11 protein-coding genes are annotated in these 16,758 nt (G+C 62.7%); 5 read left to right on the top strand and 6 right to left on the bottom strand.

Going from position 1 to position 16,758, the window contains the following annotated elements:
• The first annotated feature begins 4 nt into the window (after positions 1-4).
• Genes KZJ38_RS28600 through KZJ38_RS28590 form a run of 3 tightly spaced genes read left to right on the top strand, consistent with a single transcriptional unit; the run spans position 5 to position 8,021 of the window.
• The gene (locus tag KZJ38_RS28600; RefSeq protein ID WP_219803433.1) at positions 5-3,124 is read left to right on the top strand and encodes an efflux RND transporter permease subunit; all 3,120 of its coding nucleotides are present in this window, start codon (positions 5-7) and stop codon (positions 3,122-3,124) included.
• Entirely contained in the window at positions 3,121-6,462 is a 3,342-nt protein-coding gene (locus KZJ38_RS28595) for an efflux RND transporter permease subunit (protein ID WP_219803432.1), read from the top strand. The genes KZJ38_RS28600 and KZJ38_RS28595 overlap by 4 nt, the downstream gene beginning before the upstream one ends.
• The gene (locus KZJ38_RS28590; RefSeq protein WP_219803683.1) at positions 6,462-8,021 is read left to right on the top strand and encodes an efflux transporter outer membrane subunit; all 1,560 of its coding nucleotides are present in this window, start codon (positions 6,462-6,464) and stop codon (positions 8,019-8,021) included. The genes KZJ38_RS28595 and KZJ38_RS28590 overlap by 1 nt, the downstream gene beginning before the upstream one ends.
• Here KZJ38_RS28590 and KZJ38_RS28585 read toward each other — a convergent pair.
• The 4 genes from KZJ38_RS28585 to KZJ38_RS28570 all read right to left on the bottom strand — a co-directional run bounded on the left by KZJ38_RS28585 (position 7,992) and on the right by KZJ38_RS28570 (position 11,863).
• Positions 7,992-8,207 carry a hypothetical protein gene (locus KZJ38_RS28585; RefSeq protein WP_219803431.1) on the bottom strand — a complete coding sequence of 72 codons (216 nt, stop codon included), beginning with the start codon at positions 8,205-8,207 and terminating at the stop codon, positions 7,992-7,994. The two genes, KZJ38_RS28590 and KZJ38_RS28585, sit on opposite strands and share 30 nt — an antisense overlap.
• A gap of 12 nt (positions 8,208-8,219) precedes the next feature.
• Positions 8,220-8,870 (bottom strand): LysE family translocator, encoded by a 651-nt coding sequence (locus KZJ38_RS28580; protein ID WP_219803430.1) that lies wholly within the window; start codon positions 8,868-8,870, stop codon positions 8,220-8,222.
• Between the two features lie 183 nt (positions 8,871-9,053).
• Positions 9,054-10,979 carry a potassium transporter Kup gene (locus tag KZJ38_RS28575; RefSeq protein ID WP_219803429.1) on the bottom strand — a complete coding sequence of 642 codons (1,926 nt, stop codon included), beginning with the start codon at positions 10,977-10,979 and terminating at the stop codon, positions 9,054-9,056.
• Positions 10,980-11,176: 197 nt separating this feature from the next.
• The gene (locus KZJ38_RS28570; RefSeq protein WP_219803428.1) at positions 11,177-11,863 is read right to left on the bottom strand and encodes a DJ-1/PfpI family protein; all 687 of its coding nucleotides are present in this window, start codon (positions 11,861-11,863) and stop codon (positions 11,177-11,179) included.
• 123 nt (positions 11,864-11,986) lie between these two features.
• Between KZJ38_RS28570 and KZJ38_RS28565 the strand changes: the two genes are divergently transcribed.
• Entirely contained in the window at positions 11,987-12,955 is a 969-nt protein-coding gene (locus tag KZJ38_RS28565; protein ID WP_219803427.1) for a GlxA family transcriptional regulator, read from the top strand.
• A gap of 88 nt (positions 12,956-13,043) precedes the next feature.
• On the opposite strand, the gene KZJ38_RS28560 is transcribed toward KZJ38_RS28565, so the two are convergent.
• A complete protein-coding gene (locus tag KZJ38_RS28560) occupies positions 13,044-14,651 on the bottom strand; it encodes a methyl-accepting chemotaxis protein (RefSeq protein ID WP_219803426.1) in 1,608 nt (535 codons plus the stop codon).
• Positions 14,652-14,821: 170 nt separating this feature from the next.
• On the opposite strand from KZJ38_RS28560, the gene KZJ38_RS28555 reads away from it, so the two are divergent.
• Positions 14,822-15,685, top strand: a complete 864-nt coding sequence (locus tag KZJ38_RS28555; protein WP_219803425.1) for a DMT family transporter — start codon at positions 14,822-14,824, stop codon at positions 15,683-15,685.
• A 29-nt stretch (positions 15,686-15,714) separates the two neighbouring features.
• Here KZJ38_RS28555 and KZJ38_RS28550 read toward each other — a convergent pair whose 3' ends face one another.
• Positions 15,715-16,635, bottom strand: a complete 921-nt coding sequence (locus KZJ38_RS28550) for a helix-turn-helix transcriptional regulator (protein WP_219803424.1) — start codon at positions 16,633-16,635, stop codon at positions 15,715-15,717.
• Positions 16,636-16,758: the final 123 nt, after the last annotated feature.

Here is a 16,758-nt window from a genome sequence, read left to right as displayed (position 1 = left end):
GCCGATGAATTTCTCCCGCCTGTTTATCCTGAGACCGGTAGCGACATCGCTGCTGATGATCGCGCTTGTGCTCATCGGCCTCGTTGCGATGAAATTCCTGCCGGTCTCATCGCTGCCGTCGGTCGACTACCCGACGATCCAGGTGCAGACCTTCTACCCCGGCGCGAGTCCGCACGTGATGGCGACCACGGTGACCGCGCCGCTCGAAGTGCAGCTCGGCCAGATCCCGGGTCTGCAGCAGATGATTTCGTACAGCTCCGAAGGCGCGTCGATCATCACGCTGCAGTTCGACCTGGCGCTGAACCTCGACGTCGCGCAGCAGAACGTGCAACAGGCGATCAACGCGGCCAACAGCTTTCTGCCGGCGGGCTTGCCCGCCCCACCCACCTACGCGAAGGTCAACCCCGCGGACCAGCCGATCCTCACGCTCGCGCTCACATCGAAGTCGATGTCGCTCACGCAGTTGCAGGACGTCGCAAACAATCGCCTCGCGACAAAGATTTCCGAAGTGCAAGGCGTCGGTCTCGTCACGACGGCGGGCGGCAACGTGCCGGCCGTGCGCGTCGAAGCCGATCCGCAAAAACTCGCGGGCTACGGCCTCAATATCGACGATCTGCGCACGCTGCTCGCGAACATCAACGTGAGCCAGCCGAAAGGCAACTTCGACGGCCCCGAGCTCGACTACACGATCAACGGCAACGATCAGATCACCGCGCCCGAAGACTATATGAACTCGGTGATCGCGTATCAGAACGGCGCGCCCGTGTTCCTGCGCGACGTCGCGCGCGCGAGCCAGGCGCCGCAGGACGTCGAGCGCGGCGCATGGTTCAACAAAACGCCGGCGATCGTGATCAACGTGCAGCGTCAACCGGGCGCGAACGTGATCCGCACGGTGAACCAGATCATGCAGCAGTTGCCGAAGCTCGAATCGACGCTGCCGGCCGGCATGAAAGTGACCGTGGTCGCGGACAGCACCGGCGTGATCCGCTCGTCGGTGCGCGACGCCGCGTTCGAGCTGATTCTCGCGATCGTGCTTGTCGTGGGGGTGATTTTCGTATTCCTGCGCAACGTGCCCGCGACGATCATCCCGAGCATCTCGGTGCCGGTTTCGTTGATCGGCACGCTCGCGGTGATGTACCAGCTCAACTATTCGATCGACAATCTGTCGCTGATGGCGCTGATCATCGCAACGGGCTTCGTCGTCGACGACTCGATCGTGATGATCGAGAATATCGTCCGCTACCTCGAAGAAGGGATGGGCCCGCTCGAGGCCGCGTTAAAGGGCGCGGGGCAAATCGGCTTCACGATTCTGTCGCTGACGGTATCGCTGATCGCGGTGCTGATTCCGCTGTTGTTTATGGGCGGCGTGATCGGCCGGCTCTTCAGCGAGTTCGCCATTACGCTTGCGGTAACGATCGTGCTGTCGGCCGTCGTTTCGCTGACAGTCGTGCCAATGATGTGCGCGCGCATTCTGCGAGCCCAGGCCGAACGGCATCCGAGCCGTTTCGAACGCATCAGCGAAGGGCTTTTCGACAAGACGCTGGCCGCATACGAGCGCGGCCTGCGTTGGGTGCTCGACCACCAGACACTGACGCTTTTCGTCGCGCTCGGCACCGTCGCGCTCACACTCATTCTCTACATCGTCATACCGAAGGGTCTGTTCCCGGTGCAGGACGTCGGCGTCCTGCAAGGCATCAGCGTGGCCGACAACTCCGTCTCGTACTCGGCGATGGTCAAACGGCAAAACGAGCTCGCGCAGGCGATCCTCAAAGATCCGGACGTCGTGTCACTCACGTCGTACATCGGCATCGACGGCACGAACACGACGCTCAACAACGGGCGCTTTCTGATCAACCTGCGCACACGCGACGACCGGTCGGAAACGGCCGAGGAAATCGGCCGCCGCATTCAGGAAGAAACGGAGAAAGTGCCGGGCATCCGGCTCTATCTGCAGCCCGAGCAGGATCTGACGCTCGATACGACCGTCACGAAGAACCAGTACAACTTCGTGCTGCGCGGTCCGAACGAGCAGGCCTTCCAGCAATACGTGCCGACGCTGATCGATCGCATGAAGAAGATTCCATCGATCACCGACGTCGCAAGCGACCTCAATGTGGACGGGCTCGGCATTTACGTCGACGTGAACCGTCAGCTCGCGGCGCGCTACGGCATCACCGCGGCGACGATCGACAACGCGCTTTACGACGCCCTTGGCCAGCGTATCGTATCGACGATCTTCCAGCAGTCGGACCAGTACCGCGTCATTCTTGTCGCTAAGCCCGAAGCGATGGCGGACGTGCAATCGCTCGGCAACCTGTATCTGCCGAGCCAGACGGGCAGCAGCGGTCAGGTGCAGCTCTCGGGCATCGCGAAGCTGCGCATCGTGCGCACGCCGCTCGTGGTGAGCCACCTCGCGCAGTTCCCGTCGGTGACGATCTCCTTCAATCTCGCGAAAGACGCCTCGCTAAGCGCCGCCGTGCGCGCGATTCGCGACGCGGAAAGCGCGGTGAACCTGCCGCCGTCGATCACGTCGACGTTCCAGGGCGCCGCACAGGCATTCGAAGATTCGCTTTCGAGCGAGGTGTATCTGCTGATCGCCGCGCTGGCGGCCGTCTATATCGTGCTCGGTGTGCTGTACGAAAGCTATATCCACCCGGTCACGATTCTGTCGACGCTGCCATCGGCCGGCATCGGCGCACTGCTCGCGCTGATGATCGCGGGCAGCGACCTCGACGTGATCGGCATTATCGGCATCGTGCTGCTGATCGGCATCGTGAAGAAGAACGCGATCATGATGGTCGACTTCGCGCTCGAAGCCGAGCGCGTGCACGGCAAGTCGCCACGCGAAGCGATTTTCGAGGCCTCGCTGCTGCGCTTCCGCCCGATCCTGATGACGACGCTCGCCGCCATGCTGGGCGCCCTGCCGATGCTGCTCGGCACCGGCACGGGCTCCGAACTGCGCCGGCCGCTCGGCCTTGCGATTATCGGCGGTCTGACGTTAAGCCAGGTGCTCACGCTATTCACGACGCCCGTCATCTATCTGTTCTTCGACCGCCTCGCGCAGCGCTTCTCGCGCAAGCGCCGCGAGCGCGATGAAGGCAACGCGCCGCGGAGCACGCCGTGAACATCCCGGCGCTGTTTATCCGGCGGCCTGTCGCGACCAGTCTGTTAGCGGTCGCGATTCTGCTGGCGGGTTTTCTTGCGTATTTCCAGCTGCCGGTCGCGCCGCTGCCGAATGTCGCGTATCCGGTGATCGTCGTGCAGGCACAGATGGCCGGCGCGAGCCCCGAGACGATGGCTTCGACCGTCGCCGAGCCGCTCGAGCGGCGCCTGGGCACGATCGCCGACGTCGCCGAACTGACGTCGACGAGCTATGTCGGCACCTCGATGATCGTCGTCGTGTTCGGCCTGAATCGCGATATCAACGGCGCCGCGCGCGATGTCGAGGCGGCGATTCAGGCCGCGCGCGCCGATCTGCCGACCACCTTGCGCGCGAATCCGACTTACCGGCAGTACAACCCCGCGAGCGCGCCGGTCATGGTGCTCGCGCTAACGTCCGACACGCTCACTAAAGCGCAGCTCTACGATTCCGCCGATTCGGTCATTCAGCAGCAGTTGTCGCAAGTGGACGGCGTCGGCCAGATCACGCTCGGCGGCGGCGCGCTGCCGTCGGTGCGCGTCGAACTGCAGCCGGGCAAGCTCAACAGCTATGGCATCGGCCTCGAGGACGTGCGCGCCGCCGTCAGCGCGGCCAATGCCGATAGCGCGAAAGGTCATATCGACCAGAACGGCCAGCGCTTCGAGATCCTGTCGAACGATCAGATCAGCAACGCGGCGCCGTATCGCGACATCGTGATCGCGTACCGGCAAGGCGCACCGGTGTTCTTGCGCGACGTCGCGAGCGTGATCGATTCGAACGAGAACATCCGCAACGCGGGCCTTTATAACGGCAAATCCGCGGTGCTCGTGATCGTCTATCCGCTGCCGGGCAGCAATGTCGTGAAGACGGTCAGCCAGATTCAGGCGCGGCTGCCCGCGATCGAAGCGGCCATGCCGAGTTCGATTCATATCAACGTCGCGATCGACCGCTCGGAGTCGGTGCGCGCATCGACATCGGACACCGAGCGCACGCTGTTTATCGCGGTGCTGCTCGTGGTCGGCGTGGTGTTTATCTTCCTGCTGTCGCCACGCGCGACGTTGATTCCGGCCGTTGCGCTGCCGCTTTCGATTGTCGGTACATTCGGCCCGATGTATCTGCTCGGCTATAGCATCGACAATCTGTCGCTGATGGCGCTGACAATCGGCACGGGCTTCGTCGTCGACGATGCGGTGGTGGTGCTCGAAAACATCGTGCGCCATATCGAGGCCGGGCTCGACCCGAAAGAAGCGGCGATACGCGGCGCCGGCGAAGTCGGCTTCACCGTCATATCGATGAGCCTCTCGCTAATCGCCGTCTTTCTGCCGATTCTGCTGATGCCGGGCATTGTCGGCCTGCTGTTCCATGAGTTCGCGGTGACGCTGTCCATTGCGATTCTGCTGTCGCTCGTTATCTCGCTGACCATCACGCCGACGATGTGCGCGTATGTGTTAAAGCGCGAACAGGCGGGCCATCAGAAGTGGCGTATCGCACAGTGGATCGACAATGGCTTCACCCGTTTTCGCAACGCCTATAGCCGCTCACTCAATCTCGTGCTGGATCATGCACTGCTGATCGGCCTTTCGCTGATCGCGCTGCTCGTCGCGAATGTGTTCCTGTTCCGCTTTCTCTCAGCGACGTTTTTCCCCGAGCAGGACACCGGCATTCTGATCGGCCAGATCATCGCCGACCAGAGCATCTCGTTCAACGCGATGCAAAAGAAGCTCGCGCAATTGCAGGCCATCGTGCAAAAAGACCCGGCCGTGCAATCGGTAGCAGGCTTCACCGGCGGCCGCGCGTTGAATACGGCCAATGTGTTTATCGAGCTCAAGCCGCTTGCGCAACGGCATCTTTCCGCCACGCAAATAGTGAACCGGCTGCGTCCGAAGCTCAGTGCGGTGTCCGGCGCGCAGCTGTTCCTGCAGGCGCAGCAGGACTTGCGCATCGGCGGACGGCAATCGGCAGCCGAATACCAGTACACGCTGACCAGCGACGACCCGGACGCGCTGTTCAAATGGGTTCCGAGGCTTGTCACCGCGCTTGGCAAACATCGGAGCCAGATCGTCGACGTCAATTCGGACCTGCAGCAAAACGGCCTGCAGGCCTACGTGAACATAAGCCGCAGCACCGCGATGCGTTACGGCTTTGTCGCGAACCAGATCGACAACGTGCTTTACGACGCATTTGGACAACGCACGGTATCGACGATTTTCAATCCGCTGAACCAGTACTTTGTCGTGATGGAGGTCGCCCCCGAGTATTGGCAGTACCCGCAGTCGCTGAGCGGCATCTATCTGAGCACCGCTGCCGGCAACGCGAGCGGCACGCAGCAGACGCAGATGCAAGGCGCGACCGTCTCCGGCGTCACGCAGCCGGTTGCGATCGCCGCGGCAGCCACCGCTGCCGCCGCCACCAATGCGCTCAATTCGAATGCGCAGGCCAACGCGCAGACCAACAGCATTGCCAACAGCAAAGGCGGCAGTTCCACCGGCAGCGCCGATAGTACGGCCGCCGAAACGATGGTGCCGCTCTCGGCCATGATCAACTGGACCAGCAGCCATACCGCGACGCAGGTCAACCACCAGGGCGGCCTCGTGGCCGGCACGATTTCGTTCAACCTGCCGGCCGGCGGTTCGCTGAGCGCGGCCGATGCCGCGATCGAGCAGGCGTCGCGCGAAATCGGCATTCCGGCGTCTGTGCACGGCGCATTCGCGGGCGCCGCGCAAGCGTACGCGCAGTCGATGGGCACGGTGCCGCTGCTGATTCTTGCCGCGTTGCTCGTCGTGTATATCGTGCTCGGCGTGCTGTACGAGAACACGATCCACCCGCTCACGATTCTTTCGACCTTGCCGTCGGCCGGCATCGGCGCAACGCTCGCGCTGCTGATTTTCGGCACGCCGTTCTCGGTCATCGCGATGATCGGCATTATTCTGCTGATCGGTATCGTCAAGAAGAACGGCATCATGATGGTCGACGTTGCGATCCAGTTGCAGCGCCACGAGAAAATGGATGCGCGCGCGGCGATTCACGAAGCCGCCGTCGTGCGTCTGCGTCCGATCATGATGACGACCGCCGCCGCGGTGCTCGGCGCGCTGCCGCTCGCGATCGGCATCGGCCAGGGTGCGTCGCTGCGACAGCCGCTCGGCGTCACCGTGATGGGTGGCCTCGTGCTGAGCCAGGTCTTCACGCTGTACACGACGCCCGTGATTTACCTCTATCTCGACCGCCTGCGTTCGAAGGTGGCGCGCTGGTCCGCGCGGCTGCCGTGGAACCGCCAGCCTCCCATAACCGACACCCCGGACGCACCGGATACGGGCGCGCAATGATGAACATGACCCGCACGCTACTCGCGCTCTCGCTCGTCGCGTTGACGAGCGGCTGTATGGTCGGTCCCGACTACAAGCGGCCCCAGGTGGCCGTGCCGGCGACGTGGTCCGAATTGCCGGGCTGGACGCAGGCGCAACCCACCGCCGCCGAGGGCCCGAAAGGCGACTGGTGGACCGCGTTCAACGATCCGCTGCTCAACGAACTCGAACCGCAGGTCGCGGTGTCGAACCAGACCGTGCGCCAGAGTTACGCGAACTATCAGCAGGCGATCGCCGAAGTGCGCATCGCGCGCGCGGGGCTGTTCCCGACGCTCGCCGCGCAAGGCTCGTTCACTCGCGAGCGCAGTCCGACCAGCACGTTCGGCAGTTCGGCATTCCTTCCGCAAGCGGGCGGCGCACGCATCAACAACGGCGGATCGCTGCAGGGCAGCGCAAGCTGGGACCTCGATCTGTGGGGCCAGGTGCGCCGCACGATCGAACAGAATTCGGCGACCGCGCAAGCGAGCGAAGCGACGCTGGCCAATGCGACGCTGTCCGAGCAGATTGCGCTCGCGAATGCCGTGATCGACATTCGCATTACCGATGCGAATGTCGATCTGCTCACGCAGACCGTCGAAGCATTCCGCGAGTTTCTGCGTGTGGTCAACGAGCAGGATCGCGCGGGCACCGTGCCGCCTTCGAACCTCGTCCAGGCGCGCACCCAGCTTGAAAACGCCCAGGCGAATCTGATTGCACTGGGCGTGTCGCGCGCGCAGTTCCAGCATGCGATTGCGGTGCTGGTCGGGAAAAATCCCGGAGAACTGACCATCCCGCACAGCACCGCGCTGCCGGCGCTGCCCGATATTCCGGCGGGCGTGCCGTCGACGATTCTGCAGCGCAGGCCCGATATCGCGACCGCAGAGAGGCAGATGGCGGCCGCCAATGCGTCGATCGGCGTGGCCATCTCTGCTTACTATCCGGACATTTCGCTGTCCGCGCTCGATGGCTTCACACAATCGCCGCTCAATGGCCTGCTGCATATCAGCAACTACGTGTGGTCGCTGGGCGCGAATGCGAGCGAGACGATCTTCGACGGTGGCCTGCGCAGCGGACAAGTAGCGGCCGCTCGGGCCGGCTACGATGCGGCGCTCGCGAACTATCGCGGCACCGTGCTCCTCGCATTCGAAGACGTCGAAAACGATCTCTCCGGCTTGCGCATTCTCGCGGACCAGGCGCAGGCACTCGATGCCGCCGTGAAGGACGCGATCCGCGGCACCGAGATCGCGCAGAACGAATACCAGGCCGGCACCGTCGACTACACGACGGTAGCCACTGCACAAACCACGCAGCTCAACGATCAGCAGACCGCATTGAGCGTGCAGCAGCAGCGGTTGCTCGATGCAGCGGCGTTGATCGGCGATCTGGGTGGAGGATGGTCGGGAGTGTTGCATGATCCGCTGCATCCGGAGAAAGCGTTGCCGGCACCGGATGCAAATGCGGGTTCAAGTGCGGCTTCAAGCGAGGGTTCAAGCACAGGGCCAAGCGCAAACTCAAGCGCGAGCGCGGCGGCGAATCAATAGCGCCACCGTCGCGCTCATATGCTCGGTCAGCGAATACGCGGCCGCCAGGCTGACGATCTGGGTGACCCGGTAGCCGGTCATCATCTCCGTCATCCTGGCGCGATCGTCCGGCGTGCCGAACCGCTCGTGATCGGCGATTTGCGTCGATATTGGCGTCGACCCGGCATGGTCGGATTCCGATGTCATGGCGGCTCCGTATCAGATACCCGTGCGATGCGCGGTCAGAATCAGCCGCAGCCCAAGCGCCGTGATGGCCGTTGCGGCAACACGGTCGATCAGCGCCTTCGCTTTTCCATAGAGCTGCCGTGCACCGCCGCTCGAAAACAGCACGGCGACAGCCGCGTACCACCCCGCCTCGATTGCAAAGAGCGCCGGCGGTAGCACCGCATAGCACCGCGCGGGCGGATGCTGCGGCAACAGCGCCGCGAAAATGCTTGCATAGACGATCGCAGCCTTCGGGTTGCTCAGTTGCGTCGTCAAGCCCACCCAGTACGCGCGCAAGCTATGCGTGTGCGCCGTTGGGACCGCAACGTTTTGCAGATCGTCGAACGACAGCGGCTCGGCCGCGCCGCGCCACATCCGGTAACCGATATAGACCAGATACAGACCGCCCGCGATCTTCAGGCCGATGTATAGCCACTGCACTTGCGCGAGCAAGGTGAAGAGGCCAAGCAGCGCGAGACCGCTGAAAATCACGCCTCCGGTGCCCATGCCGAGCGCGGTGGCAAGCCCCGCGCGGCGTGAAAGGCCGATCGCGTTGCGCGCGACCACAATAAAACTCGGGCCCGGGCTGATAACGCCGAGGAACACCGCGCCCAGAATCGCGATAACCGCGCTGGCAGCAGACATTGAATACTCCTTCGTGGATGGTCAGGAACGGCACCCGCTAAATGCAAGCCCCTGCGATCAGAACACCTGACCTCTTTGAACATTCCACGAATCGTATTTTTTCCTTATAACCTTTAATTTAACTAATTAACAGTTACACCAACTGGAAAATGTCACACACGCTTAAAAGTGCGACCCCAACCGCTAAAGCTCGATCTGCGCACCGACTTCGAACACACGGTTAGCGGGCAGCTTGAAGAACGCGGCGATATTGCCCACGTTGTGCAGCATCACCGCGAAGAGCCGCCCGCGCCACAATGCCATGCCGCTACCTGGCTTCGGCACGAGCGTCGCGCGGCTCAGGAACCATGACGCGGCGATCGGTTCGCACGACATCCCTTCCACCTTGCACTCGACGAGCGATCTCGGCAGATCGATCTCGTCCTTGAAACCGTAGGTCACCGAGACCTGAAAGCAGCCTGAACCGAGCGCCCGGGCCACCACACGCTCAGCGACCGGTACATAGGGCACCTCTTTCGTGATCACCGTCAGAAACAGCACGCGTTCGTGCAGCACATGGTTGTGCAGCAGATTGTTGGCAAGCGCATGCGGCACCGCATCGGGATTCGGTGTGAGAAAGATCGCCGTGCCCTCGACGCGCAACGGTGAGCTCGCCAGCAGTGTCGTCAGATACGATTTGAGCGGCGTCGTGCCCGCGCGCACACGGGCCTCGGCGAGCATGCGTTCCCAGCCGCGCCCCCAGGTGGCCATAATCGTGAACATCACTGCGCCGATCACAAGCGGAAACCAGCCACCCGCGGCGATTTTCAGCAGGTTCGAGGCGAAGAACGTCGCATCGATCACGAAGAAGAACAGCGTGGCGAATACGCACAGCAGCCAGTTGTAGTGCCACGCATACCGCACCACGAAGAACGTGAGGAACGTCGTGATCAGCATCGTGCCCGTCACCGCGATGCCGTATGCGGCGCCAAGCGCGGTCGACGAACCGAAACCGAGCACCGCCGCCACAACGGCCACCAGCAGTATCCAGTTGATGCCTGGCACGTAGATCTGGCCGATTTCCTGCTCGGACGTATGAACCACATTCATGCGCGGCAGAAACGATAGCTGCATGGCCTGCTTCGCCATCGAATAGGTGCCTGAAATGACGGCCTGCGAAGCAATCACCGTGGCGGCCGTCGCGAGCGCAACCATCGGAAACAGCGCCCAGTCCGGAAACAGGTGATAGAACGGATTCTGTTGCGCGGCCGGATGTGTGAGCAGCAGCGCGCCCTGGCCCAGATAGTTGAGCGCGAGCGCCGGAAACACGATGCCGAACCACGTCAGGCGAATCGGCCGTTTGCCGAAATGGCCCATATCGGCATACAACGCTTCGGCGCCCGTCAGCGACAGCACGACCGCGCCCAGCGCGACAAACGCCAGCCAGCGGTGATGCAGGAAAAAGCCGAGCCCTTGCAGCGGATTAAGCGCCACCAGAATGATCGGCGCCGCGACGATATTGACGAGCCCCGCAATGCCGATCACGACGAACCACAGCACCATCACCGGCCCGAACACCACGCCGATGCCGGCCGTGCCGCGCCTCTGCAGCAGAAACAGGGCGACGAGCGCGACCAGCGTCACGGGAACCACGCAGGTTTTCAGCACCGGCGCCGCGACCTCGAGCCCCTCAACGGCGCTCAACACCGATATCGCGGGTGTAATCACGCTGTCGCCGAAAAACAGCGACGCACCTATCACGCCGACGATCAGCAGCATATGGCGCAAGCGCCGCTGCCCCGCCACCGACGAAGCCGCCAGCGCGAGCAGCGCCATGATGCCGCCCTCGCCGTGATTGTGCGCACGCAGAACGAGCGCGACGTACTTGAGCGACACGAGGATCATCAGCGACCAGAAGATCAGCGACACAATGCCTACGATATTGAAAGCATTGAGCGGCAGCCCGGTCTCCGCATCGAACACCGTGGACAACGTATAAAGCGGACTCGTGCCGATGTCGCCGTACACCACGCCGAGCGCCGCCAGCGAAAGGGCCGGAAGCGCGGGCCGGTGCGGGCCGGGCACGCCGATTTCCTGCGCGCCGGGCGCCGCGGATGCGGGATGTCCCATGTCTTCCTCCTGATGTTTTTCGCATCGCAGCATGGCGGCGGCATGGGGCATCGCGGGTCGTCGCCTACAGCACTGCGGTTTTGAAAAGTATAGGAAGTGATCGGAGAGAGACATTGGGTATTACGTGGCCCGGCCTGGCACCGCACGGCGCCACGCCCACCCATCGCGGCCCGTCGCGCACGCCGGAATGCAACCCGTCAGCGTGCGTCTCGGGCCCGCGCGATTTCCTCGATTGCGCGGCTTCGCGCGGCGAATCCCGGCGCCGAGCGTTGCTTCATCAACTCGAGCACCTCGCGCGGCGCCGTTTCCGGATCGCCCGCGTTGAACGGCGGTGCCGGCGCATATTCGAGTTCAAGCTGGATCGCATACGCTTCCTGCAGCCCCGCCAGTTCGGCGGCCAGCGTCAGGCCGAAGTCGATGCCCGCAGTCACGCCTCCGCCCGTCATCAGATTGCCGTCGCGCACGACGCGGCCCTGCGTCGGAATCGCGCCAAGCGGTTCGAGCAGCGAATGGAACGCCCAATGCGTGGTGGCGCGCCGCCCGCGAAGCAACCCGGCTGCACCGAGCAGCAGCGAGCCGGTGCAGACCGACGTGATATAACGCGCGCCGGCCGCCTGCTTCTGAACAAACGCGATCGTTTCCGCGTCCTGTAGAAGCGGCGTGACGCCGGAACCGCCGGGAATGCAGATCACGTCGAGTGGCGGACATTCGTCATAGGTGGTGGTCGGCGTCAGCGCGAGTCCGTTGCTCGATACAACCGGTTCGCGTGTCTTCCAGATCAGATGCGTCGCGGTGCCGGGCACCGAGGCGAGCACCTCGTGCGGCCCCGTCAGATCGAGTTGCTGGACTTGCGGAAACACCAGAAAGCCGATTTGCAGCGTCATGGGATACCTCGTGGAATGGTGGAACAGCGAGCACCCGCGTGCTGAATTTGCGAGGTGGACATCTCAATTCTATGCAGGTAGCCTTTGGCAAAATTGCCATTTGCCCCACTGTTTCTGCCAACCATGTCCAGCGAAGCCCGAACCATTCTGTTGCTCGCGTTTGCGAATGTGCAACTGCTCGACGTCTGCGGTCCGCTGCAGGTGTTTGCGTCTGCGAACGAACTCGCGGCGCAACGCGGGCTCGCCCAGCCATACGTTCCTCGAATCGTGGCGGCCGAACGCGGTCCCATCACGTCTTCGTCGGGCGTCGCGTTGCTGGCCGATTCGATCCGCTCCGTGAAAGGCGCAGTGCATACGCTGATCATTCCTGGCGGACGCGGCGTGATCCCGGCGTCGGAAGACGCGCGACTGACCCGATGGACACAGCGGCAGGCAGCGCGTTCAACGCGGATTGCGTCGGTCTGTTCGGGGGCGTTTTTACTCGCCGAGGCCGGCTTGCTCGATGGGCGTCGCGTCGTCACGCATTGGGCGCGTTGCGACGAACTGGCCGAGCGTTATCCGCACTTGCGCGTCGAGACCGATCCCATTTTCATCCGCGACGGCAATGTCTGGACGTCGGCCGGCGTCACCGCGGGAATCGATCTTGCGCTCGCGCTTGTCGAAGAAGATCACGGGCGTTCGATGGCGCTCGATGTGGCGCGCGAACTCGTCGTATTTCTGAAGCGGCCGGGCGGCCAGTCGCAGTTCAGCGCCATGCTGTCGATGCAACGGGCCGATGACCGCTTCGGCGAATTGCATTCGTGGATGGCGTCGCATATTGCGTCGGATCTTTCCGTGCCGCTGCTCGCGAAGCGCCTGCATATGAGCGAACGCAGCTTTATGCGGCACTACAAGGCGGAAACGGGCCGCACGCCCGCGCGCACGGTCGAACAGCTGCGTGTCGAAGCCGCGCAGCGCATGCTCGGCGAAACGTCGTGGCCCGCAAAGCGGATCGCCACGCGCTGCGGATTCGGCAGCGAAGAGACGATGCGGCGCAGTTTTATTCGTCTGCTCGGCGTGGCGCCGCAGGTGTATCGCGAGCGGTTTTCTTAAGCGAAGCGGCCGCGTTGCGCCGGTTCGCGCCGGTTCGCCGGGTCGCCGGTTCGCCGATGAGCCGGGTCTCCGGTTCGCGCCGATGCATTCAGTGCAATGCGTCGCCGGCGAGGCGGAACACGCGCACCGCATCTTCGAGCCCGCGCGCCTGTTCGCGCATGCTGGCCGCGGCGGCCGCCGCTTCTTCGACGAGCGCGACGTTTTGCTGCGTCATTTCGTCCATCTGAACGATCGCGCGATTTACTTCGCTGATGCCCGTGCTTTGTTCGTTGCTCGCGCGCGTAATCTCATTCATCAGGCTCACAACATTCTCGACAGCCGTGACAATCTCGTTCATATTGCGGCCGGCCTCGTCGACGAGCGCACCGCCCGCATCGACATTGCCGACCGAATCGCCGATCAGCGCCTTGATTTCTTTCGCCGCCGCCGCACTGCGTTGCGCAAGACCGCGCACCTCGCCGGCCACCACCGCGAAGCCGCGCCCTTCTTCTCCCGCGCGGGCGGCTTCGACGGCCGCGTTCAACGCAAGGATATTGGTTTGAAACGCAATGCCGTCGATCACGCTGATGATGTCGACGATCTTCTGTGAACTGCCGCGGATCAGCGACATCGTATTGACCACTTCGCCAACCACGTCGCCGCCCTTCACCGCGAGCCCCGATACCGAGGCCACATGCCCGTTCGCATTCAATGCATGCTCGGCATTCGTGCGAACCATCGACGTCAATTGGCTGATCGCCGACGCAGTCTCTTCGAGCGAACCGGCCTGCGCCTCAGTACGCGCGGAGAGATCCGCATTGCCGGCTGCGATTTCGCGCGCGGCGAGCGCGATCGTATCGGACGCACGCCGCACATTGCCGACCACCGATGCGAGGCCGACACTGATGCCGTTGATCGCCTGCATCAGTTGCCCGAGGTCGTCGCGCCGGCTGACATGGACCTGCGCCGTGAGGTCGCCGGCAGCCAGTTTTTCCGCGGCGGCTTTCGCTTCGCGCAATGACACGCCGAGGCCGCGCCGCATCGCGACGTAAACCAGCACGCTGACAAGCAGCGCGCCGATCAGCGCCAGGCCGACGATTTCGCCCCATTGCGACGAACTCAATGCACGCGCTCCGTCGGCGCTGGAATGGTCGCCGGGTAGAACAACCGCACGCACAAGCCACCCATAGCCCGACAGAACCACGGTAGCGGCAACGAAGGTCAGCAGCGCGAGCTTGGCCCCCATCGATAACGTCCATGCGTTGCTGACGTCGAAGCCCACGTACAGCGCGCCGATCACCTGCCCCGCGCTATTCGTGATCGGCTCATACCGCGTCATGTATTGCTTGCCGAACAAGGTCGCATAACCGATATAGGACTGCCCGCCACGCAACAGCCGATAAGCGGGATGCGAGCGATCGAGCACGGTGCCCACGGCACGCTCGCCGTTTTGCTGTTTGACCGACGTCGTGACGCGCACAAGGTCTTCGCCTCTCGTGACGAAAAGCGTCGCGGTCGAGCCGGTATTTGACGTAAATCGGTCGACGTCGCCGTAATTAAGATTGAGCACCGCGTTGCCGTTCAACAGCCTCGGCGTAATGACGCCGCGAATATCGACACCATCCGATTCATCGCGTGCAAACGTGGCGGGAAAATATCCGGCAAGCATGCGCGCATGGCGGCTCACCTGGACTTTGAGCGGTAGCAGTGGGTTCATCGTTGTTATCGAGGGCTGTTGTTCGGGTTATAAAACCAAAATAAATCAGACTCCTTCGCGGCGCATATTAGACAGAATATTGCGCCAATAAGCAATTCAGGCGAAACCCAATCCGGAATGACCCGATTACCGGCGCGTTTGAGAACGGCTAACTGCGGTATCCTTGGCCGATGCATAAATACGAAAGAAATCACACGCTCGGTCTTGCTCAGATTCATTTCGCCGTATTGCTGGCGGGCTGCGCCGGCCTTTTCGCCAAATTACTGACTGTCAGCGCCGCGCAATTGACGGCCGGGCGCACCGTCTTCGGAAGCATGGCTTTACTGGCGTTCGCATTGATTACAGGAAAAAGCCTGCGGCTCGCGACGCGTAAAGACGCCGCTGCCCTGGCGCTTTCGGGCGTTATTCTGGCGCTGCACTGGTTCAGCTTTTTCCATTCCATCCAGGTTTCCACGGTCGCAATCGGCTTGCTGTCGTTTTCGACTTTTCCGCTATTCACGACGTTTCTCGAGCCCCTTGTGTTCGGCGAACGAATCCGCCGCGAGGACATGGTGACGGCGTTCGTCGTCACGCTAGGCCTTGCGCTCGTCACACCGAGTCTCGATTTCAGCAATCACCTTACGCAAGGCGTGCTGTGGGGCATCGTGTCCGCGCTCGCTTATGCGGTGCTCGCGCTATTGAGCCGCCAATACACGGCGCGTTACCCGTCGGCGTGCGTGTCCTTCTATCAGCAGGCCGTGGCGGCGCTATGCATCGTGCCTTTCGCATTGCACGCGCAAAACCCGATATCGGGAACCGACTGGCTGTATCTGATCGTGCTCGGCGTCGTTTTTACGGCGCTTGGGCAAGGGCTCGTCGTGGCGAGCCTCAAGCACCTCAACGCGCAAACGACGAGTGTCGTGTTCGGCCTCGAGCCCGTGTACGGCATCGCGCTGGCATGGCTGCTGATCGGTGAAACGCCGGCTTTACGGACCGCGCTCGGCGGCGTGCTGATCTGCGGCGCAGTCGTGCTCGCATCGTTCAGACGACGCTGATCAAGCGGCCCATCGTCAGGTGAGCGCTGTCACCCTACGAACCCGCTGCCCGACGCTCGCGCCTTGCGAAACGTGTCGAGCACCGTTGCCGCCTCAAACGGCCCATTCACGGTTTTCGTGCTCTTCATCAACGCATCGATACGCTGCGCGGTGTCGGTTGACGGCGCCGGCGTATAGACCATGATGCGCATGCCCGGCGCGTCGGGCACTTCGAGCGACAACGCATCGAGTTCGAGTAAACCCGCAACGGGGTGCTCGATGACCTTGCGCCAGTCGCTGCGCTTGAGCACTTCGTGCTCGGCCCACCAGCGGCAAAAATCGGCATCGGTATCGTTCAGTTCTTCGACGAGATCGCGCAGAAACACCTCGCCGGATGGCCTCAGGATGTAATCTCCGCGAAACTGCGCAAGCACGCACTTCGCGTAGGCATCCCAGCCGCGGAACAACACACGCGCGCCGTCCTGCTGAAACGTGAACCACAGCAGATTGCAACGCCCCGCCGGCAACTTGCGGAAATCGGTGAACACCCTGACCGCCGCCTCGTTCCACGTCACATAGTTCCAGTTGCCGTCAACCACGTACGCGGGCATGTTGCCGAGCTGGTCGAGCATGCGGCGCACGGTATCGGTCACGTTCTGCGCGATCGGGTATGGCCCCGGCGGCGTGTAGTGATTGGCCAGTTCGAACAGATGTGTTCTCTCATGCGGCGATAGCTTCAGTGCGTTCGCCAGGCTTTCGATTGTCTTGAACGAGACATTCACTTCCCGGCCCTGTTCAAGCCACGCATACCAGGTCACGCTGATTCCCGCACGCTCCGCGACTTCCTCGCGACGCAGCCCCGGCGTTTTGCGCCGGCTGCCGCAAGGAAAATCGACGTCTTCAGGCCGAAGGCGCGCGCGGCGCGTCTTCAGGAAATCGGCCAGTTCATTCAGGCGCTGCTGCTTCTCCATGTCCCGTCTCCTCGCGTTCCCTGTTACTGCCATTACTAGTAATACCAATTGCTAGATGCACCCCGTCAACCATGCCACATTTGCGCCGTCGGGATGCTGATGTCGCGTACAGGTAGCGCCAGA

Source organism: Paraburkholderia edwinii, assembly GCF_019428685.1.
GTDB lineage: Bacteria > Pseudomonadota > Gammaproteobacteria > Burkholderiales > Burkholderiaceae > Paraburkholderia > Paraburkholderia edwinii.
The sequence above is the reverse complement of the archived record's forward strand: the minus strand, read 5'-3'. Positions and strand labels throughout refer to the sequence as shown.

Coding starts and splice junctions, on each gene's coding strand:
- KZJ38_RS28600 (WP_219803433.1), top strand. CDS start 5: ATGAATTTCTCCCGCCTGTTTATCCTGAGACCGGTAGCGACATCGCTG.
- KZJ38_RS28590 (WP_219803683.1), top strand. CDS start 6,462: ATGAACATGACCCGCACGCTACTCGCGCTCTCGCTCGTCGCGTTGACG.
- KZJ38_RS28585 (WP_219803431.1), bottom strand. CDS start 8,207: ATGACATCGGAATCCGACCATGCCGGGTCGACGCCAATATCGACGCAA.
- KZJ38_RS28580 (WP_219803430.1), bottom strand. CDS start 8,870: ATGTCTGCTGCCAGCGCGGTTATCGCGATTCTGGGCGCGGTGTTCCTC.
- KZJ38_RS28575 (WP_219803429.1), bottom strand. CDS start 10,979: ATGGGACATCCCGCATCCGCGGCGCCCGGCGCGCAGGAAATCGGCGTG.
- KZJ38_RS28570 (WP_219803428.1), bottom strand. CDS start 11,863: ATGACGCTGCAAATCGGCTTTCTGGTGTTTCCGCAAGTCCAGCAACTC.
- KZJ38_RS28565 (WP_219803427.1), top strand. CDS start 11,987: ATGTCCAGCGAAGCCCGAACCATTCTGTTGCTCGCGTTTGCGAATGTG.
- KZJ38_RS28560 (WP_219803426.1), bottom strand. CDS start 14,651: ATGAACCCACTGCTACCGCTCAAAGTCCAGGTGAGCCGCCATGCGCGC.
- KZJ38_RS28555 (WP_219803425.1), top strand. CDS start 14,822: ATGCATAAATACGAAAGAAATCACACGCTCGGTCTTGCTCAGATTCAT.
- KZJ38_RS28550 (WP_219803424.1), bottom strand. CDS start 16,635: ATGGAGAAGCAGCAGCGCCTGAATGAACTGGCCGATTTCCTGAAGACG.